Origin of the sequence: Hymenobacter cheonanensis (assembly GCF_030581075.1) — a bacterium.
Classification (GTDB): Bacteria; Bacteroidota; Bacteroidia; order Cytophagales; family Hymenobacteraceae; genus Hymenobacter.
This window is the reverse complement of record NZ_JAUQSW010000003.1, coordinates 331739-350312: the sequence shown is the minus strand read 5'-3', so window position 1 is coordinate 350312 and position 18574 is coordinate 331739. Positions and strand designations below refer to the sequence as shown.

General features: G+C 62.3%; 15 protein-coding genes. 6 read left to right on the top strand and 9 right to left on the bottom strand.

Annotated elements, in window-relative coordinates; all coding sequences use genetic code 11:
• Window positions 1–68: 68 nt before the first annotated feature.
• Window positions 69–1025, bottom strand: a complete 957-nt coding sequence (locus tag Q5H89_RS07835) for a hypothetical protein (protein ID WP_305018735.1) — start codon at window positions 1023–1025, stop codon at window positions 69–71.
• Window positions 1026–1221: 196 nt separating this feature from the next.
• Here Q5H89_RS07835 and Q5H89_RS07830 point away from each other — a divergent pair, with 196 nt between their 5' ends.
• Window positions 1222–2304: a glycosyltransferase family protein gene (locus Q5H89_RS07830; RefSeq protein WP_305018734.1), complete on the top strand. Its 1083-nt coding sequence runs from the start codon at window positions 1222–1224 to the stop codon at window positions 2302–2304.
• On the opposite strand, the gene Q5H89_RS07825 is transcribed toward Q5H89_RS07830, so the two are convergent.
• Window positions 2301–2903 carry a YdeI/OmpD-associated family protein gene (locus tag Q5H89_RS07825; protein ID WP_305018733.1) on the bottom strand — a complete coding sequence of 201 codons (603 nt, stop codon included), beginning with the start codon at window positions 2901–2903 and terminating at the stop codon, window positions 2301–2303. The two genes, Q5H89_RS07830 and Q5H89_RS07825, sit on opposite strands and share 4 nt — an antisense overlap.
• A 228-nt stretch (window positions 2904–3131) precedes the next feature.
• On the opposite strand from Q5H89_RS07825, the gene eno reads away from it, so the two are divergent.
• From eno to Q5H89_RS07805, 4 genes are all read left to right on the top strand, one after another.
• Window positions 3132–4403, top strand: a complete 1272-nt coding sequence (gene eno, locus Q5H89_RS07820; RefSeq protein ID WP_305018732.1) for a phosphopyruvate hydratase — start codon at window positions 3132–3134, stop codon at window positions 4401–4403.
• Window positions 4404–4553: 150 nt separating this feature from the next.
• Window positions 4554–4871 carry an FtsB family cell division protein gene (locus Q5H89_RS07815; protein ID WP_305018731.1) on the top strand — a complete coding sequence of 106 codons (318 nt, stop codon included), beginning with the start codon at window positions 4554–4556 and terminating at the stop codon, window positions 4869–4871.
• A gap of 128 nt (window positions 4872–4999) precedes the next feature.
• The gene (locus Q5H89_RS07810; protein WP_305018730.1) at window positions 5000–7978 is read left to right on the top strand and encodes a CARDB domain-containing protein; all 2979 of its coding nucleotides are present in this window, start codon (window positions 5000–5002) and stop codon (window positions 7976–7978) included.
• 86 nt (window positions 7979–8064) lie between these two features.
• Window positions 8065–8460: a hypothetical protein gene (locus tag Q5H89_RS07805; protein ID WP_305018729.1), complete on the top strand. Its 396-nt coding sequence runs from the start codon at window positions 8065–8067 to the stop codon at window positions 8458–8460.
• Window positions 8461–8616: 156 nt separating this feature from the next.
• Here Q5H89_RS07805 and Q5H89_RS07800 read toward each other — a convergent pair whose 3' ends face one another.
• The 7 genes from Q5H89_RS07800 to Q5H89_RS07770 all read right to left on the bottom strand — a co-directional run bounded on the left by Q5H89_RS07800 (window position 8617) and on the right by Q5H89_RS07770 (window position 17054).
• Complete coding sequence (locus Q5H89_RS07800; protein ID WP_305018728.1) at window positions 8617–9780, bottom strand: anhydro-N-acetylmuramic acid kinase; 1164 nt, start codon at window positions 9778–9780, stop codon at window positions 8617–8619.
• 122 nt (window positions 9781–9902) lie between these two features.
• Window positions 9903–10232 carry a nucleotide pyrophosphohydrolase gene (locus Q5H89_RS07795; protein ID WP_305018727.1) on the bottom strand — a complete coding sequence of 110 codons (330 nt, stop codon included), beginning with the start codon at window positions 10230–10232 and terminating at the stop codon, window positions 9903–9905.
• A gap of 12 nt (window positions 10233–10244) precedes the next feature.
• Window positions 10245–10694: a D-aminoacyl-tRNA deacylase gene (gene dtd, locus Q5H89_RS07790; protein WP_305018726.1), complete on the bottom strand. Its 450-nt coding sequence runs from the start codon at window positions 10692–10694 to the stop codon at window positions 10245–10247.
• A gap of 64 nt (window positions 10695–10758) precedes the next feature.
• Window positions 10759–11856: an endolytic transglycosylase MltG gene (locus Q5H89_RS07785; protein WP_305018725.1), complete on the bottom strand. Its 1098-nt coding sequence runs from the start codon at window positions 11854–11856 to the stop codon at window positions 10759–10761.
• Between the two features lie 65 nt (window positions 11857–11921).
• Window positions 11922–13850 carry a carboxypeptidase-like regulatory domain-containing protein gene (locus tag Q5H89_RS07780; protein ID WP_305018724.1) on the bottom strand — a complete coding sequence of 643 codons (1929 nt, stop codon included), beginning with the start codon at window positions 13848–13850 and terminating at the stop codon, window positions 11922–11924.
• A gap of 165 nt (window positions 13851–14015) precedes the next feature.
• Window positions 14016–15197 carry a ribonuclease D gene (locus tag Q5H89_RS07775; RefSeq protein WP_305018723.1) on the bottom strand — a complete coding sequence of 394 codons (1182 nt, stop codon included), beginning with the start codon at window positions 15195–15197 and terminating at the stop codon, window positions 14016–14018.
• 261 nt (window positions 15198–15458) lie between these two features.
• Window positions 15459–17054, bottom strand: coding sequence for a T9SS type A sorting domain-containing protein (locus Q5H89_RS07770; protein ID WP_305018722.1), 1596 nt, complete (start codon window positions 17052–17054; stop codon window positions 15459–15461).
• Window positions 17055–17472: 418 nt separating this feature from the next.
• On the opposite strand from Q5H89_RS07770, the gene Q5H89_RS07765 reads away from it, so the two are divergent.
• Complete coding sequence (locus Q5H89_RS07765; protein ID WP_305018721.1) at window positions 17473–18540, top strand: TonB-dependent receptor domain-containing protein; 1068 nt, start codon at window positions 17473–17475, stop codon at window positions 18538–18540.
• Window positions 18541–18574: the final 34 nt, after the last annotated feature.

The window sequence follows — 18574 nt, the reverse complement described above, 5'->3', positions numbered from 1 at the left end:
AAAGTTAAAAAAGCGCAAGCCGGAATTGCTGATAAGGCAATTCCGGCTTGCGCTTTTTTGGCATCTACCTACCGCGACAGGTTGGGAATGCGGAATTGCAGCCCGAGCGACGGAATAAAGGTGACGCCGCTCAGCGAGGTCGTGCTGCCATCGACCAGAGTGTAGTCGCCGTAATTCTGGTAATACAGGCTGACGGCCGGCACCACGTACACGTATTTGTAGCCCAGTTTGAGGTTGAGAAACAGGCCGTAAGACGAGAAATTGCGGCTCTGGTTTTCCAGCGTAGGCAGCACGCCGGTGCCGGCCCGGTTGTAGAGGTTGCTGGGCCGGAAACCATAATTCACCCACGAGTGCGCGTACACGGCGCCGTAGCTGATGGCCCCAATGCTTTCCTCGGGCCCAAACGACTGGCTGACGGTGAGTGGAATCAAAATATCGTGGCGCGAGGCCGTGAGGCCCAGCAGGTTATTGACATCGGCCAGCAGCGGCAGGTTGGGGATGGAGGCGCGCTGAATGGCGTATTGCAGCCCGATGCTGGCGTAGGTAGTGCCGCTGGCCGCCCCGCGCTCGGGGTTTTCGACCGAGCCAGTGGGGCCTAGCAGCTGGTACTGCGTATCGAACACGTGCGAGCCGAAGGCAAACTTGTAGCCCACATCGAGGCGCGGCACCACCCCGTAGCGAATGCTGAAGTCGGCGGTAGTTTGCACGGGGTCGAGCAGGTAGGCTAGCGCGGCAGCCTGCACGTTGCTCACGGCACCCGAGTAGCGCACCGTGTCGCCGCTGGCGGCCCGGCTGCCCAGCTGGCTAGCCGCGCTTTTCACGGCCGAGCCCGCCTTGCTCAGCGGCGCCGAGCCCACGTTGAAGCCCTGGTTGTAGGCCAGCCGAAACTCGCCCTGCGGCGTTACCTTGCCCGAGGTGGTGATGCCGCGCGGGGCGGTGCAGGCCGTGGCCGCCAGCAGCAAAAGGGCCGCCGCACGGCCGGCCAGGGGGCGAAAACGCGAAGAAAAAGTCGGTATATTCATCATAGCAAACAGCAAAAGAAGCCGGTAGCGGGCCGCGAAACTAAAACCGGGCCAATCCGGCCTCTTTGGCGGCGCAAGAAACGGCTGCCCGGCCGGTAGGCCCGCTCCCATCGCTCAACGCACCGCTTCCATCGACCTACCCAGGCCGGGCCCGCCGCTTTACCTTTACCAGCCGCCTCTTTTTTCCGGCTAGCTTCCCATGACCATCCTCTACGGCGTGCCCGGCGAGGGCCTCGGCCACGCCACCCGCAGCAAAGTCCTCATTGCCTGGCTACTGGCCCAGGGGCACGATGTGCGCGCCGTCAGCAGCTCGCGGGCTTTCGCGCTGCTCGACAAAGCGTTTCCCGGCCGGGTGCTCGAAATAAAGGGCTTTCACCTGGCTTATAAACAGCTCACGGTGTCGAAGTCGCGCACGGTGAGCCTCACCTTGCGCTCGGCGCCCGAGGCGCTGCAAGTCAACTTCCGGCAGTACCGGCAGCTGCTGCACGGCTTCCGGCCCGAGGTCGTGATTTCTGACTTCGAGTCGTTCAGCTACTTTTTTGCCAAGCTGCTGCGGGTGCCGGTCATCAGCATCGATAACATGCAGATTATCAGCCGCGCCCACCTCGACGTAACGGTGCCCGCCGCCGAGCGCGAAAACTACGACCTGGCCCGCTACATCGTGCGGGCCAAGCTGCCGCGCGCCCGGCACTACCTCATCACCACATTTTTTGAGCTGCCGCTGCGCCTGCGCTACGCCGAGCGCACTACGCTGGTGCCCAGCATAATCAGGCCCGAAATCCAGGCCGCCAGCCCCACCACCGGCGACTACGTGCTGGTATACCAATCGGCCACCACGCAGGCCGATTTAATTGATATTTTGCAGCAGCTGCCAGAGCAGGAATTTCGCGTGTATGGCTTCAACAAAGACGAGGCGCACGGCAACGTGCTGCTGCGGCCCTTCTCCGAGGCAGGCTTTATTGCCGAGCTGGCGGCTAGCCGGGCAGTGCTCACCAACGGCGGCTTCTCACTGATTTCGGAGGCCGTGTACCTGCACAAGCCGGTGTGCGCGGTGCCCATTCCGGCCCAGTTCGAGCAGTGGCTGAACGCGGCCGAGATTGAAAAGCGCGGCTACGGCCGCCATTTCGAGGCCATCACGCCCGCCAATGTGCAGGCCTTTCTGGCTGGCCTGCCGCAGTTTGAGGCGGCCCTGGCCAGCTACCGCCAAAACGGTAACGAGGTGCTATTTGCGCGGCTAGCCGAGGTGCTGGCCGAGCTGGCACCAACCGGCAAAGAAGCTTAGGACGGGCTTTTGCGGCCCCGGAATTGCGCAGGCTTCAACTGCTGGGCGGCTAGCTCCACAATTTCGGCAAGTCGCTTTTGGCGCGTGGCCGGGCGCTTGGCCAGCACCAGCCACTGCAAGATGTTGCGCTTGTCGGTCCGGCTTAGGCTTTCGAAGTAGCTGGCGGCTAGCGGCCGGGCTTGCAGCTGCTGGGCCAGGTCGGCGGGAATTCGCAGCTCCTCTATGTCGTCCAGCAGGGTCCAGGCGCCGGTTTGCTTCGCCGCTTCGATGCTAGCCAAGCCGGCCGGGGTCATCAGGCCCGTCGCAATCAGCCGCTCGATTTTGGCTTTATTGACCTTCGACCACCCGCTGCCGGGCTTGCGGCGGCTGAAAAACTGCCGGTAGCGCTCGGCGTCCAGGGGCTGCGCCCGGCTGTCTATCCAGCCAAAGCAGAGCGCCTCATCCACCGCCTGGCTCCAGGTGAGGGAAGGCGTGGCCGAATTCTTTTTGTGGTAAATCAGCCAGATGAACTGCCGTTCGGCGTGGTGCGCTTGCAGCCACTCGCGCCAGTGCTGAGGGCTAGCGGGACAAAAGGTTTCGGGCTCGGCTTCGGGTGTCATGGCGTGCGGGCGTGGGCTAGGCTACTGCTTTCATGCTGCCGAAAATAAGCGTAATTCGCGGGTAAATGGCGCGGCGAGCAGCTGGCAGCCCTTGGCCGGCCAGCAGCCTGCCGCGGCTAGCAGGTTTTGGTGCCCGGCCCCGGCAACGTTTGCGAAGCCCCACGAAATTGTACGCCGTTCTCCAAACGAGCGGGCTACATTTGCAGCTCTCATCTTCTTTTAACACCCATGAGCTACATCGCAGCCATTCATGCCCGCCAGATTCTCGATTCGCGCGGCAATCCCACCATCGAAGTTGACGTAACCACTGACTCGGGTACCGTGGGCCGCGCCGCCGTGCCCTCGGGCGCCAGCACCGGCGTGCACGAAGCCGTGGAGCTGCGCGACGGCGACAAGGCCGTTTACCAGGGCAAAGGCGTGCTGAAAGCCGTTGAGAACGTGAACTCTAAGATTGCCGAAGAGCTGATTGGCTTCTCGGTATATGAGCAGTCGCTGATTGACAAAATCATGCGCGAGCTTGACGGCACGCCCAACAAGGGCAACCTCGGCGCCAACGCCATCCTGGGCGTGAGCCTGGCCGCCGCCCGCGCCGCCGCGCAGGAGCTGGGCCAGCCGCTGTACCGCTACGTGGGCGGCGTGGGCGCTACTACCCTGCCCGTGCCCATGATGAACATCCTGAACGGCGGCTCGCACGCCGACAACAAGATTGACTTCCAGGAGTTTATGGTAATGCCGGTGGGCGCCAGCTCGTTCAGCGAGGCGCTGCGCTGGGGCACCGACATCTTCCACACCCTCAAGGGCGTGCTGAAGAAGAAGGGCTACAGCACCAACGTAGGTGACGAAGGCGGCTTTGCTCCTGATATTCAGAGCAATGAGGAGGCTATTCAAATCGTGCTGCAAGCCATTGAGCAGGCCGGCTACAAGCCCGGCGAGCAGGTGATGATTGCGCTAGACCCCGCGGCTTCCGAGTTCTTCGAGGATGGCCACTACCACTTCAAGAAGAGCACCGGCGACAAGCTGACGCCCGAGCAAATGGTGAGCTACTGGGTGGAGTGGACCAAGAAATACCCCATCATCAGCATCGAAGACGGCCTAGCCGAGGACGACTGGGCGGGCTGGAAGAGCATCACCGACCAGGTGGGCAAGAAAATCCAGCTCGTGGGCGACGACCTGTTCGTAACCAATGTAGACCGCCTGCAACGCGGTATCGATGAGCACATTGCCAACGCCATCCTCATCAAGGTAAACCAGATTGGCACCCTCACCGAAACGATTGATGCCGTGAACCTGGGCCGCCGCAACGGCTACAAGTCCATCATGAGCCACCGCTCGGGCGAAACCGAAGACAGCACCATCGCCGACCTGGCCGTGGCCCTGAACACCGGCCAGATTAAGACCGGCTCGGCTTCGCGCTCCGACCGCATGGCCAAGTACAACCAGCTGCTCCGCATCGAGGAAGAGCTGGGCGAAACCGCTTATTTCCCCGGCAAGAAAATGTAGGTAATGCCGCCGGGCTAGCCAGCCCGGTAAGTAAGAACGTCATGCTGAGCTTGTCGAAGCATCTCTACCGAACCGTTAGAATTACTAACCAGGCGAGATGCTTCACTTTGCTCAGCATGACGTTCTTTTGTATTCAGTTACCCTCAACTCATGCAGCTTCCTGCTTTCCTTAGCCCCGTGCTGCGCGTACTGCGCAATTTCTACTTTCTCACGGCCGCGGGCTTTGTGGTGTGGATGGCCGTGTTCGACTCCAACGACCTCAGCAAGCAGTACGACATGTACCACAAGTGGCGCGAGCTGCGGGCCGAGAAAGATTACTACGAAGCCAATATTGAGAGCGTGAAGAAAGACCGCGCCGAGCTGCTTAGCTCGCCGGCCCTGCTCGAAAAATTTGCCCGCGAGAAGTACCTCATGAAGCGCCCCGGCGAGGACGTGTTTGTACTGGTGCCCAAGGAAACCGAGGAGTAGCGCCCGGCCGGGCTAGCCCCTGCCCGCGCTGAAAACGCCCGCTGCTCGCCGAGTAGCGGGCGTTTTGCGTTGAGCGCTGCTACCTTCATTCTCTGAAAGCTTATCTACTTACCAATCACTACTATTTGGTGAAAAACTTTACTTTTCTGCCTAAAGTACTGCTGCTGCTGGCCGGCCTGCTAGCCCTGCACCCGGCCCGGCTGCGCGCCCAGAGCTACCTGCTGCCTGCTACGGGCACGGCCAGCTACACTACCTGCGCGGGCACGCTCTACGACGACGGCGGCCCGAATGCCCCGTACGACGCGGACGCGCAAGGCAGCCTGACGCTGCTGCCGGGCACGGCGGGCGCCAAGCTTAAGCTGGAGTTTGCGCTGGTAGAGCTGGACAGCACGCGCACCTACGTGCAGGTCTACGACGGCCCCGACACCAACGCGCCGCTGATTTGCCGGGCTTCCCGAAGCGGGCTCACGGTGTATGCCACCGGCAGCACGGGCGCGCTCACGGTAGTGCTGTCGAGCTACGGGGGCCAGCCCCGGCGCGGGCTGGCCGCTACCATCAGCTGCCAGACGGGTGCGCCCCCGCCCCCGGACCTGGTGATGCAGGGCCTGCTTTTATCGCCCGCCCGCGCCCTGGCCGGCGATTTGCTGACGAGCCAGTCAACAGTGCTCAACCTGGCGGGCGGGCTCACGCCTTACCGCCTGGCCTATTACCTCTCTACCGACAACCAGCTGAGCACCAACGATGTGCCGCTTGAGGTAGACGCCTCTACCTACAACCCCACTACCTCGCCGGTGGCGGCCGGCAACCTGGCCGTTGACCAGCGGTTTCTCATTATTCCGGCGAGCACGACGCCCGGGGCGTACTACGTGCTCTGCGTGGCGCAGGCCAATGGCCGGCTGCCAGATGCCAACGAAGCAAACAATATCGGCGCGGCGCCCCTGACGGTGCTGGGCCGCGTGCCAAACGTAGACCTGGCCATCACGGAGGTGGCCCTCTACCCGCCACCTTTTATTACGGAAGGAACTTCTATCGTCTTCTTTAGCCGCCTGCAAAACCTGGGGCAGGTGCCGGCCAGCGCGTCGCGGATGGGCTACTACTTCTCGACCGATGCAACGCTTGGCCCTGATGACCAGCTGCTGGGCAGCGTGGCCGCCAAGCTGCCGGCCAACAGCACGTTTGAGCAGTTGGCGGGCAACGTGAGCGTGCCGCCGGGCACTGCGCCGGGCACCTACTACCTGCTGTTTGCGGCCGACTACCTCGACCAGGTAATTGAGCAGGATGAGCAAAACAACGTCCTTGCACGCAAGCTAGTGGTAGGTGGGCCGGTTACTGACTTGGCTTTCAGCGCTTACCGCAGCCTGGCGCCCAACCAGCCGGCGGCGGGCAGCACCGTGCAGCTTTCTGCCGAGCTGCGCAACGAAGGCAGCGCCCCGCTCGACTCGGCCACCACCGGCATTTACCTCTCCGATGACCCGGTTCTTGGCCCGGATGATGTACTGCTCGCCCACCGCACGCTAGGCCCTATTCAGCCTTCTTATTTGTTTGTTGCGCCAGGGTATCTCAATCTTACCCTCCCCATTCCGGCGGGCACTGCGCTGGGCAAGCACTACCTGCTGCTGGTGGCCGACTACCGCCACGAGCTGGCGGAGAGCAATGAGAACAACAACGTAGTAGCGCTGTCTTTCAACGTAGTGGTGCCCGACATCGACCTGGCCGTGAGTAAGGCCAGGCTGGCCAGCGCTTATAGCCCGGCGGTGGGCACGCCCCTCCTCATCGAGTATACCCTAGCCAACCTGGGCACTACCACGGCCTACCCCGCCACGGTGGGCTACTACCTCTCGGCCGACAACCAGCTCAGCCCCGACGACCTGCTACTGAGCGCTAAGGTGGCTGGCGCGCTGGCAGGGGGCGGCAGCCAGCTGCTGCAAGACTCGCCCTTTGCGCCGCTCATTGTGCCACCGGGCACCGCGCCGGGGGCCTACTACCTGCTATTCGTGGCCGACTACCTGCACCAGGTAGCCGAAACCAACGAAGCGAACAATATTTTTGCGGTGCCCATGCAGCTGGGCAGGCCAGTGGTCGATTTGACGCTGCCTTATAATTTCGACGTAACTCCCGGCCGGCTATCGGCCGGCACGCAGGCGCAGGTAGCGTACTACTTCCAGAACCTGGGCAGCACCCCGGCCTACACGCCGGCCGTCGGGTTCTACTTATCCACCGACCAGGCGCTGAGTGCCGACGACGTGCTGATAGGCAACGACCAGGTTTCTGGCGGCAATGCGCTCTTTCCCAGCTACTACAACCACTATACCAGCCAGGTAAGCGTGCCGCGCACCATGCCCCCCGGCCAATACTACGTGCTAGGCGTGGCCGACTACCTGAACGAGTTTGCCGAAACCGACGAAACCAACAACGTGCGCGCCGCCCCGCTGGAAATAACGGCCCCACGCCCCGACCTCGCCGTGCTGGCCAACCCCCTGCCCTACCTCGGCGTGCGGCAGGTGCTGGCCGGGGGCCAGGTCGCCACCGAAAACTACGTCAACAACGTGGGCCCCGGCCCGGCGGCGGCCTCTAAAGTAGGCTACTACCTTTCTGCCGACCCGGTGCTAAGCCCCAGCGATGTGCTGCTGGGCAGCGCCCCCACCGCTGCCGTAGCGGCCGGCGCCTCGGCGCTCGTGGCGGGCTCCTTTGTGGTGCCGGCCGCCACGCCCACCGGCCGCTACTACGTGCTGTTTGTGGCCGACTACCTAAAGCAGCTCGACGAAGTTGACCTGACTAACAATTTGAACTATAGCACTCTATCGGTAAGCGGCACCTCCCTGACTACCCGCGAGCAGCTGGCCGGCTACGACCTGCGGGTGCTGCCCGTGCCGGTGGCTAGCCCCGCCCCGCTGCGCGTGCAGCTCAGCGGCCCGGGCCCGCAGGCCGAGGCCACGCTGACCCTCTGCAACAGCCTGGGCCAGGCCGTCCGCACGCAAAGCCTGTCCCTGCTGCCGGGCCGCAGCCAGCAGGCCGAGCTGCCCACTGCCGGCCTGGCGGCCGGCGTGTACCTACTCCGTCTCACCGGCCCCGGGCTGAATGCGACGCGCCGGGTAATTATCGAGTAGCGGGGCTGGCCCTGGCCGTATTTTTGGCAATGAGCTATCGGTATTCTGGGGGGGCAAGGGCCTGGCCGGGGTGGCTGGCAGGGGCCATGCTCCTACTGGCTGGGCTGGCCCTGGGCACCTGGGCCCGCGCCCCTGTCCCCACGCAGGCGCAGGTAGCCCGGCGCTTTTTGCAGGAAGTATTGCGCGCCGATTACGCGGCGGCCTACCCCCGGCTAGCCCCCGAGGTGCGGGCGGCCGTGCCCCAGCCTGCCTTTGAGCGGGCAGCGCGGCCCCTGTGGCAGCAGAGCCAACAGCGCGGCCTGGCCATTGAGCTGTACCAAATTGGGGCGCGGCTGGGCAGCGCCCGGCGGCCCGGGCAGTGGTTTTGCCGCTTTGCTTTTGCCAGCGACTCGGCGCGGCGCCCGCCCCCGGTGCTGCTCGAAGTCACGTTTCGCGATACCACGGCGCGGGCCGTGCTGGGCTTTGGCCTGCGGCGGCGCTAGCAGCCAACAACCCAGGCTAGCATCTTATTGACTATCAATAATTTATAAATAATTTATATTTGCAGCTCGCCTCTGTGCGCGGTGCTCGATGAGGCGCTTTTTCGCGCACCGCTGGCCGCCGCAGCTTGAGCGCCTGCGCTACTGATTGGGGCGGGCCTAGCCGGGCAGCGAGATTTTGCCGAGGCTGAGCGCCGGGTGGCCGGCCAGCGTTTCGTTGGCCAGCACGGCAAAGAGCACGGCTTCCTTGGCATCGGGCGGCACGCCGGCCTCGGCGGTGCTGAGCAGGCGGCTGCCGGGCAGGTGGCGGGCCAGGGCCGCCAGCAGCGTTGCATTGTGGGCGCCACCGCCGCTCACCAGGATGTCGGCCGCCGGCGCCGGGCCCAGGTACTGCCGGGCAGCCTGGGCCACGGCGCCGGCCGTTAGCTCAACGAGCGTAGCCAGCAAGTCGGGCGCGGGCAGGTTTTCGGCGCCCGCCAGGCGCTGGCATTCGCTTAAATATGCCGGCGAAAAAAGCTCGGGGCCGGTGGTTTTAGGGCAGGGCGCCCCGAAGAAAGGGTGGCTGCGCAAGGCCGCCAGCAGCCCGGCGTGGGGGCGGCCCTGGGCGGCCAGGCGCCCGCCCGCGTCGTAGGGCTGGCCGGGGTAGTGCCGGCGCACCACGTAGTCGAGCAAGGTGTTGGCGGGGCCGGTGTCGGTGGCTTGCGCGGGGCCGCCATCGGCAGGCAGCAGCGTGAAGTTGGCAATGCCGCCCAGGTTGAGCAGCAGGCGGCTGGCGCCCGGCCGGCGAAACAGCAGCTCGTCGGCGAATGGGGCTAGCGGCGCGCCCTCGTAGCCGGCGGCCACGTGCTTCTGCCGAAAATCGGACAGCGTGAGAATACCCGTGAGCCGGGCCAGGTGGTCGCCGTCGCCGATTTGCAGCGTGGCATGATGGGCAAAATCGGTGCGGCCGTGCTGGTGGCGCGGCGCGTGCCAGATGGTTTGGCCGTGGCTGGCCAGCACATCGATGTCGGTGGGGGCTAGCTGCCAGCCGCGCAGGCACTGCTGCACCACAGCCGCATGGCGCCGCGCCACCTCGGCGTGCAGCAGCACCACATCTTGCAGCTGCACCGTGGGCTGGCTGATGGCGCGCAGCCGCTGCTGAAAATCAGCCTCATATGGCACGGTGGCAAACTGCTCCAGCACCACGCGCAGGCCCGCGCCGTGGCCGGTGCAGCGGCACAGGGCCACATCGAGGCCATCGAGCGAAGTACCCGACATGAGGCCGATAATGCGGCGGCTGGGCTGCGCCGCCACGGCGGCCAGGCGGGCTAGCTGGGGGTTCATTGGGTAGATAAGAGTAATTGAGGTCGTGCGAGTAACGGATAATTGAATAATGAGTGTCATGCTGAACGCAGTGAAGCATGACGTTACTTACTTCCAATTGCTCTCCTTGTCCCAATCACCCACTACCCAGCCAATTTCGGGTTGTCGCGGTGGCGGGTGGCATCGCGCTGGGTTTTCTTAGCCAGGTTGCGGGCCAGGGCTTCGGTGAGGTCAACGCCCGTCTGGTTGGCCAGGCAGATAACCACGAACAGCACGTCGGCCAGCTCATCACCCAGCTCACGGCCTTTGTCCGACTCCTTAAATGACTGCTCGCCGTATTGCCGGGCAATGAGGCGGGCCACCTCCCCCACCTCTTCGGTAAGGATGGCCAGGTTGGTAAGCTCGCTGAAGTAGCGCACTCCGGTCGTATTTATCCACTCATCAACGGTGGCCTGGGCTTGGTCAATAGTCATATTGTCAGTTTTTTAAGTAGCCGGCGAATCAAGCACTATCGTTACCGGGCCGTCGTTGAGCAGGCGCACCTGCATATCGGCCCCGAAGATGCCCGTGGGCACCGGCTGGCCCAGCTCCTGCGCCACCAGGGCCACAAAGCGCTCGTAGAGCGGCTCGGCCACGGCCGGCGGGGCGGCGCCGATGTAGCTAGGCCGGTTGCCCTTGCGCGCATCGGCCAGCAGAGTAAACTGGCTGACTACCAGCACTTGGCCGCCCACGTCGCGCACGCTGCGGTTCATCTGGCCTTGGTCATCATTGAAAATGCGGAGGGCCACCAGCTTGCGCGCCATCCAGGCCAGGCTGGCTTCATTATCGGCCGGCGCGCAGCCGGCCAGCACTAGCAGGCCCGGGCCAATCTGGCCCGTAATGGTGTTCTCGACCGTGACGGAAGCTTCGCGGACGCGCTGAATAACGAGGCGCATAAAGTACTTATTGATTGCTGACTGTTAAGTAATTGCCTTGGCATAAACCACGGCAATTGAATGGCTAGCGCTTGATTTTCAGGCTATCCAGGTGGTGCTGAAAGCGGCGGGCGAAGGCCTTGTGCTGGGCAAAGGTTTCGCTGAAGTCAGAAAAGCCGCTGCCGTCGGGCCGGGCGCAGAAGAACACAAAGTTGTGGTGCGCCGGGCGCAGCACGGCATCCAGGGCCTGCGGGAAGGGCGTGGTGATGGGGCCGGGCGGCAGCCCTTTGTGGCGGTAGGTATTGTAGGGCGAGTCAACTTTCTTGTCCACGTTCAGCACGCGCTTGCGGGTGCCCAGGCCGTGCAGGGGCCACAGCAGGGTGGGGTCGGCTTGCAGGGGCTGGCCCCGGCGCAGGCGGTTGAGGTACACGCCCGCGATGAGCGGCTTATCGGTGGGCTGGGCCGTTTCGCGCTGCACGATGCTGGCGAGCACGCTTACCTGCACCGGGCTCATTTGCAAGGAATCAGCCTCGGCCAGGCGCCGGCTGGTCCAAAAGCGGCGGTGGCGCGCCGCCACCGAATCGAGAAACGCCGGCGCCGGCGTGGGCCAGCACAGCCGCAAGGTGCCCGGAATAAACAAGGTGCGCACCGTAGCCGTGTCGAGGCCGTAGCGAGTCAGCAAGTACGCATTGTCCAGCAGCAGCTTATGCAGCAGCACCGTGTCGGTACTAAGCTGGCGGCCGGCCTGGCGGGGCAGCTGCGGCAGGTAGTGGAAAGGCTTAAGGGTAAAGGCCAGCGTATCCTGGCGGCCGCTTTCGAGCAGGCGCAGCAGCGCCAGGTTGCCCAGCCCGGCGGGCAGCGTGTAGCGGCCGGGTTGCACGGGGTGGGCCGCCGTGCCAAAGCCCCGCCAGCGCGCCACGCGGGCAAAATCCTGGGGCCGGGCCAGCTGGCCCGGCCGGCGCAGCGAGTCGAGCACGGCGTTCAGGCCCACCCCGCGCCGGATGTAGAGATAGGCCGGGCCATCTACGGCGGCAGGCACATTGGAGCGGCAGAGAAAATGCCAGGCCAGCCCGGCCCCGGCGGCCAGCAGCCCCAGCAGCACGGCGGCTACCGCTAGCCCCACCCGGCGCGGGCGCGGCGCGGCGGGCAGCAAAGGAGGCTCGGGCAGCACGGGCTCAGTCATGTAGGTGGCAAAGGTGCTGGGCAACTTGCCCGCGCATTCGTCAAAATTAACGTGGCCGCCCAGCTTTATTGCCCAAGCCGGTACAGCACGCCTATGCTTAGCAACGGGTGCCCCAGCTGCCACGGCCCGCCCGTGGCGGGCTGGCCCCCCACCGCCACCTGCGCCTCGGCGGCCGGCAGGTCGAGGTCGGCGGCGTGAGCATTAAAGCTGAAAAAGCCTTTTTTCTCTTCTACCAAAAGCTGGGCGCGGGTGCGCAGCGGCAGCACGTAGCCCAGGTCGGCCACGGCCTCCCAGCGGCGGTTGATTTCCAGCCCCAGCCCTAGCCGGGGCAGCAGGGCATCGGTGATGGTCTGGAGCGAGAGCGTAAGCTCATCGGCGGCCAGCGGGGTGCCGGCCAGGCGCAGGCTGGCGTCGGGGTTGGCGAAGGTGCCTAGCTCCTGGCCCACGCTTTGGCGCAGGTAAGCCAGCCCGGCGCGGCCGTGCAGCGGGCGGCCCCGTGGGTTCAGCTGGCGCTCGTAGCCCAAGCCGGCTTCCCAGCCATCGCCGCGCATCTGGCCCAGCACGCTGCGCGAGGTGGCATATATATTCAGCCCACCTGCCAGGTCGAGTTGCGCGCCAAAGCCATAGTAGGCGGCCACCCGCTGGGGCGCCGTGCTAGCCCGCGCCTCGGCCCGAAAGCCCGAGCCACCGGGCGCCAGCACCACGCGCAGGGCGGCGGCGGGCACGGCCACCGGCAGCAGCCCGCCCGCGTAGGTGTAGCGCAGGTGGCGCAGCAGGCGCCACTTTTTAGCCTCTGGGGCGGGTGAGGAGCCTGCGGGCGCAGGCCGGCGCAGCAGCGTATCGGCCTGGCGCTGGCGGGCCTGGTCGAGCAGCGCCTGCGAGGGCAGCACGGTGGTATAGTGCTGCCAGAAAGCCGAATCGTAGGGCACGGGGTTGCGCAAAAAAACGTCGGCGTACTGGCTGCGCTCCTGGTAGCCGGGCGACGGGCCCTGGGCCGTGTCGATGGCCGTGGTCACGAACTCGGCCAGGTGGTGGCGCACCCGCCCGGCCTGCGGCTGCCCTAGCGTGTTGTACCAGATACTTTTCAGATAATACCGGCCCGCGTAGGGCTGATAATCGGCCCGGTATGCGCGCTCGCGCGCGTCAAACACCAGCAGCCGCTCGCGCCGGATACCGGCCGGCGTGCGGTGCCAGCGGGCTCCCAGAAAAGCGTAGCTGCGCTCGTCGATGTACACCTCGCCCGCAAAATTGGCCCGGCGGGTGCCCGGCCGGGGCTCGAAGGTGATAACGTACACCGCCCGCCCCTGAAAAGTGGTCTGCGGGCTGAAGCGGTACTGATACTCTTTAAAATGAGCGGCACTGATAAACTCGGCCCGGGTGTGCACAAAATCGAAGCGCTGGGGCACCAAGGCCCCGGCCACCCAGTCGATGGGGGCTAGCACGGAGTCGGGCAGGGCGGGGCGCAGGTCAACCCGGCGCGATTCGAGCACCTGCACGGCGCCGGGGTCGCCGGGGTGCTGATAGCCCGCCTTGTGCACCCGCAGCACGCCCTCCACCAGGTAGTCGTAGCGCTGGCGCGTGGCTTCGTCGTCCGACTCGCGGTAGAAGCCCGTGAGCTGGCTGGGCCGCACCGGGTAGTTGCGCGGAATGCGGGCCACCGCCTCCCGGATAATCCCCTCGGCCGAAGCCGTAACGGTGACCGTACCCAGGCTGGCCGGGCTGAGTTGAAGTTCGATAAGCAGCTCGGGGGCCGGCAGCGGCGGCAGCGGGCGGCGGTAGGGCCGGTAGCCCAGCAGCGCCACCTCCAGCTCGCTGGCCTGGTAGGCGGCGGGCACGCGCAGGGCAAACCGCCCCTGCTGGTTGGTGCTGGTGCCCAGCCGGTTACTCCCGATGCCTACCTGCGCATTCGGAATAGGCTGGTGGGTTTCGGCATCGAGCACCCGGCCGCGTAGCGTTGGGCTTTCCTGGGCTAGGGCGGGCGGGGTAAGCAGCAAAAGACAGCCCAACGCATAAACAAGAACGTCATGCCAGCTGGCGTCCGCTTGTCGAAACATCTCCACCACTTTCGCTAGGTTACAGACCCTAGCGGTGCGGTAAAGATGCTTCGACAAGCGGACGCCAGCTGGCATGACGGACGTTTATGGATTACAATCGGCGGGCTAGCCCTGCAGGGGCTCTTCCAACTCTGCAATGGCCAGGCCGTGCTGGCCGGCGGTTTCGCCCAGCAGCTGGCGCTGCCAGGGGCGCAGCGCGGCCAGGCTGCCCTGCTCCACCACATCGCCAATGAGGCGGTTGCTGAGCACCGTATTGGCCAGCACGGGGCTGTAGTCGGCCGCCAGGTGGTTTTTGAGGCTCGTCAGCAGCGCTTCGCGGGCTTCGGCGCGGGCCGCTACAGGGCCACCGAAGCGGCGGCGGAAGGGCTGCGGCCGGCGCTGGTCGGCGGGCAGGGGGCCATCGGGGGCTAGCTCGGCGGTGGCCAGGTCCACTAGCTCGTCGGCGTAGGGCGCGCGCTTTAGCTCGGGGTGCAGGCCGCCGGCATTGCGCAGGGCGCCGTGCGAGGCAATGGGCTGGCGCGTGATTTCGGCCAGCCGGTCGTTGCTGAGCACCATGTAGCTGGGGCGGTCGAGTTGGCGGGCCAGGCGGTCGCGCAGGGCGTATAGCTCCCGAAACAGTGGCAGCTCCTGGGGCGTGATGCGGTATTTGCCGGCCAGGCGCAGGTGCGGGCGCAGCTCACCGCGGCCGTAGCGCACGGCCTCCAGAGCGTGGTTTTCTTCCTGGGCCCACTGGGCGCGGCCCTGCTCTTGCAGGCGGGCGGTGAGGCGGTCGGTAAGCTCAAATAAGTAGAGCACGTCGTTGGCGGCGTACTCTTTCTGGGCTTCGGTGAGGGGGCGCTTCAGCCAGTTCGACTTCTGCTCGCCTTTGTCTACCTCAAACCCCAACTCACTCTGAATGAGGCGGCCGAGCGAAATATTGTTGTCTTCGAGGGCTAGCAGCGTGAACTGCACGCTGGTGTCGACGATGGTGCGGCACGTGACGCCAAACAACTCGTCGAGCAGCAGAATGTCCGATTTGCAGGAATGGAAAACCTTGGCCACTTCGGGCGAGCGCAGCACGGCGAAAAGCGGCTCCAGGCCAGCGGCCATCTCAGGCTCAAGCGGCAGCGGGTCGATGAGGTACACCTGCTGCCCGTCAAATACTTGAATCAGCGCTAGGTGCCGGCCGTAGCGGTAGCGGTTGTCGTCAAACTCCAGGTCGATGCCGATGCGCGGCAGCGTGGCGAAGTGGGCCGCCGCGTCGGCCACCTGGGCCGCCGTGGTAAGGTAATGAATAGTAGGCTTCATGCGTGGCGGCAAAGGTAGGGCTAGCCAGGCGGCCAAGGCATTAGGCAACAGCTTTTATCTACTTATCTATGCTTTTTTCGCTTGATAATGAATCTGTTAAGGAAGGCAACAGAAATTCATCCCTTACTGTATTCAGCATGACGGCTAAGCGTTTTTTTAGAATTCCTAACTAATTTCAAAACAAGTATTTCTACCTAAAGCAGCCGAGTAATCATGAAGAACCCCTAGCCTTACTAGGCTAGGGGTTCACAACTAAAAGAACTAGTGCTTAATCTGAATGCGTTGATTAATTACTTTGCCTCCTTTTTTCATACGCAAATTATAAAGACCATCTGGCAACTTATGCACATCAAGCGCATTTGCCTGGTTGTTAGCTTGTACCACATTGCCTTGACTATTTATAAGAGTTGCCTCCTGCGTGCCTGCTGGTAAGGATAAGCTTTCGGCCGCTGGATTAGGGTAGGCCGTAATAGCATCATCACAGCCTCTGCCAGTACACGGCCCGCCTTGCGTTGTGCAACTAATAATAGAAATTGCTCTTGTCTGCCAAGCGCCATAGCATGTACCCTGTTGGTAACGTACTTGTAGCGTGTATTGACCTACCGTGTAGTTGCCGCCTATTAAGAAGTAACTGAATGTACCGTTAGAGAGGGTAACACCATCTAGATTATCATCTACTACCCGACCAGTCGCGTTCTCTACCAACTGCGAGTAATACGAGTAACCAGTTGGGGCAGGCGTATTAATTGTGAGTGTAGTTCTATCTCTGCCATCGCCCGTGCGGTCGTAACACACCTGTGGGTTTCCGAAAATCTGCCCTGGGGTCGATGGACTTCCTGATACGGTAACAATCACAGAGGAAGCCCTAGTGGCTCCATTAGGCAATGTCACTACTAAATCATACGTGGTAGTATTAGGTGGGCTAACCATAATTTGAGAGTTGGAGGGCAATGTTTGGGAAGCGCCTCGTGCGGTCCAACTATAAGTTGCGCCCGGAATACCACAATTCTCACCAATCGTTGCGGAAGAGCCGCACGCTATAGCGCTTGCTACGCCTGCATTAGGTATTTTATATACCTCCACTTGGTCGATATACACGTAAGCATAGCTTGTGTTCCCATTCGGTGGCGGATAATTTGCAGTACCTGTGTAGGTATCTGGCTGAAAATTACCAATGTTAATAAATCTTCCACCAGCTATTCCTAGAAATGTACCACTTACCGTGGTCCAGTCCGTGCTCGTAATAGGACTGCTGCTTTGAATACCTTTCCCTCTTGGGGTAAAAGTTATCCCGTATGGTGCCGTAGAAGGGGTAGAATAGTCTGTTACGTCTGTTGGCGTAATATCAAAGCCAATATTTGCGTACTGGGTCACATCAGAATTTACAGCGGTACGAACTTTCATACTACCGTAATATTCCGCATTCGGGTCTAGCGCGGTAGTTAGCGTACCCATCACATATTCCTCAGAAACAGCATCAGGGCAGCAAGGCCGACTATAGGTTTTTAGGCCCACGCCACCATTGTGCGCGTTGGGCGAAGAGTCGTAGTTATAAGGCGTGTAAGGACCAAATGAGGAAGTAAAGGGATTAGTGTAGTTATACGGGTAAGTGTCTGTAGCATAATACCAAGGGTCAGAATAGTTAGTTGCTTTCCAACCAGTTAATTCGTTGCCCATATTTACTGCAGTTCCGGAAGCGATATTACGCCACGTTCCTGATATAGGTGACACATTTTGCTGTTCAAAATCGCCGTTAAATACTAGATTACCACAGGTATTTTGCGCAAGGGCTCTGTAGCAAGTAATGCCTGAAAAGAGCATGCTAAGAGCTAGAAATCGAGGTAGAGGTAAGCGCATGGGTTGTGTGAAAAAAGAAGTGAAGAAGAGACGCCCGTATCATCGGCCGCTTATGTAAATGACGCTATAAGGCTAGAATATAAGAAAGGACACATTGAGTTATTTTGTGACAATAAAACTCCTCGCCTTACCCAGATAGTAATAATTTTTTGAGTTAACCTGTTGATTTTCAAAATTTTACTACACATTATCATTAATCTAATTGTGACATTGATACGAATTAAATAATTTTTACTTAACTATGCCATGAAATATCATTTTAATATTTTATTTTTTTAATTTTCTATCATTCGCCTTAAAAACCCTCTACTAGGTCAGCACCCACTCTTTTTCAAAGAGCGGAAGCGACCAGAAACAGCCTGTGGCACACCCTGATGCCGCAACCGTTCGGCATTAATTCAAGAAGTTGTAGGTAAACGTGGGCACGCCCGGCGACCGCCCTTCGCAGCTGGGCAACAACCAGCTGAGCTGGGAATCGACGGTGCAGTACGATGCCGGCCTGGAATACGGCTTCTTCAATAACCGGATTTCGGGCGAGGTTGACATCTACCGCAAAAACACCACCGGGCTGCTGCTCTCGCTGCCGGTGCCGGGCATCTCGGGCTTCAGCACGTACTTCACCAACGTGGGCAGCATGCGCAACCAAGGCCTGGAGCTGTCGCTGACCACCCGCAACTTCGTGGGCGATTTCACCTGGACGACCAGCGCGAACGCCGCCGTGAACCAGAACAAGATACTGGACCTGGCGGGCCCCGACATCCTGGGCAGCTCGCTTAACCGGGCCCGCGCCGGCCAGCCGCTGGGCGAGTTTATCGGCCCCGAATACGCGGGCGTAGACCCCGCCAACGGCAACGCCCTCTACTACCTGAACACCCAAAAGAGTGACGGCACTCTGGACCGCGGCACCACCACCAACATTAACCTGGCGACCTCCGTGCCCGTGGGCAACCCCAACCCTAGCTGGACGGGCGGCCTCACCAACACGTTTACTTATAAGGGCATTGACCTATCGGTGACCCTAGTGGGCGTGTTTGGCAACCAGATTTACGACGGCGGCGCGCAGTACTATTCGGTAGGCTTCAACAACGGGGCTGATAACCAGACCCGCGACCAGCTAAACCGCTGGCAGAAGCCCGGCGACATCACCAACGTGCCCAAAGCCACCTACCTGGGCGGCAACGGCATCGGCGCTTCGTCGCGCTTTGTGCAAAACGGCGATTACGGCCGCCTGCGCTCGGTGGTGCTGGGCTACAACCTGCCTAGCGCTATTGCCCAGCGGGGCCACCTGCAATCGGCCCGCATATTCGTGCAAGGCTACAACCTAGCCACGTTTACCAAATACACTGGCTGGGACCCCGAGGTGAGCACCGACTACGTGAACGGCGGCGGGGTATCGCAAACCCAGGCCAATATCAACCAGGGCATCACCTTTTACACCGCGCCGCAGGCGCGCACTTACACGGTAGGCATCAACCTGGGCTTTTAATGGCCGCGCGGGGCTAGCCAGCCGGCTGGCTAGC

Coding starts and splice junctions, on each gene's coding strand:
- Q5H89_RS07835 (WP_305018735.1), bottom strand. CDS start 1,025: ATGATGAATATACCGACTTTTTCTTCGCGTTTTCGCCCCCTGGCCGGC.
- Q5H89_RS07830 (WP_305018734.1), top strand. CDS start 1,222: ATGACCATCCTCTACGGCGTGCCCGGCGAGGGCCTCGGCCACGCCACC.
- Q5H89_RS07825 (WP_305018733.1), bottom strand. CDS start 2,903: ATGACACCCGAAGCCGAGCCCGAAACCTTTTGTCCCGCTAGCCCTCAG.
- eno (WP_305018732.1), top strand. CDS start 3,132: ATGAGCTACATCGCAGCCATTCATGCCCGCCAGATTCTCGATTCGCGC.
- Q5H89_RS07815 (WP_305018731.1), top strand. CDS start 4,554: ATGCAGCTTCCTGCTTTCCTTAGCCCCGTGCTGCGCGTACTGCGCAAT.
- Q5H89_RS07805 (WP_305018729.1), top strand. CDS start 8,065: ATGCTCCTACTGGCTGGGCTGGCCCTGGGCACCTGGGCCCGCGCCCCT.
- Q5H89_RS07800 (WP_305018728.1), bottom strand. CDS start 9,780: ATGAACCCCCAGCTAGCCCGCCTGGCCGCCGTGGCGGCGCAGCCCAGC.
- Q5H89_RS07795 (WP_305018727.1), bottom strand. CDS start 10,232: ATGACTATTGACCAAGCCCAGGCCACCGTTGATGAGTGGATAAATACG.
- dtd (WP_305018726.1), bottom strand. CDS start 10,694: ATGCGCCTCGTTATTCAGCGCGTCCGCGAAGCTTCCGTCACGGTCGAG.
- Q5H89_RS07785 (WP_305018725.1), bottom strand. CDS start 11,856: ATGACTGAGCCCGTGCTGCCCGAGCCTCCTTTGCTGCCCGCCGCGCCG.
- Q5H89_RS07775 (WP_305018723.1), bottom strand. CDS start 15,197: ATGAAGCCTACTATTCATTACCTTACCACGGCGGCCCAGGTGGCCGAC.
- Q5H89_RS07770 (WP_305018722.1), bottom strand. CDS start 17,054: ATGCGCTTACCTCTACCTCGATTTCTAGCTCTTAGCATGCTCTTTTCA.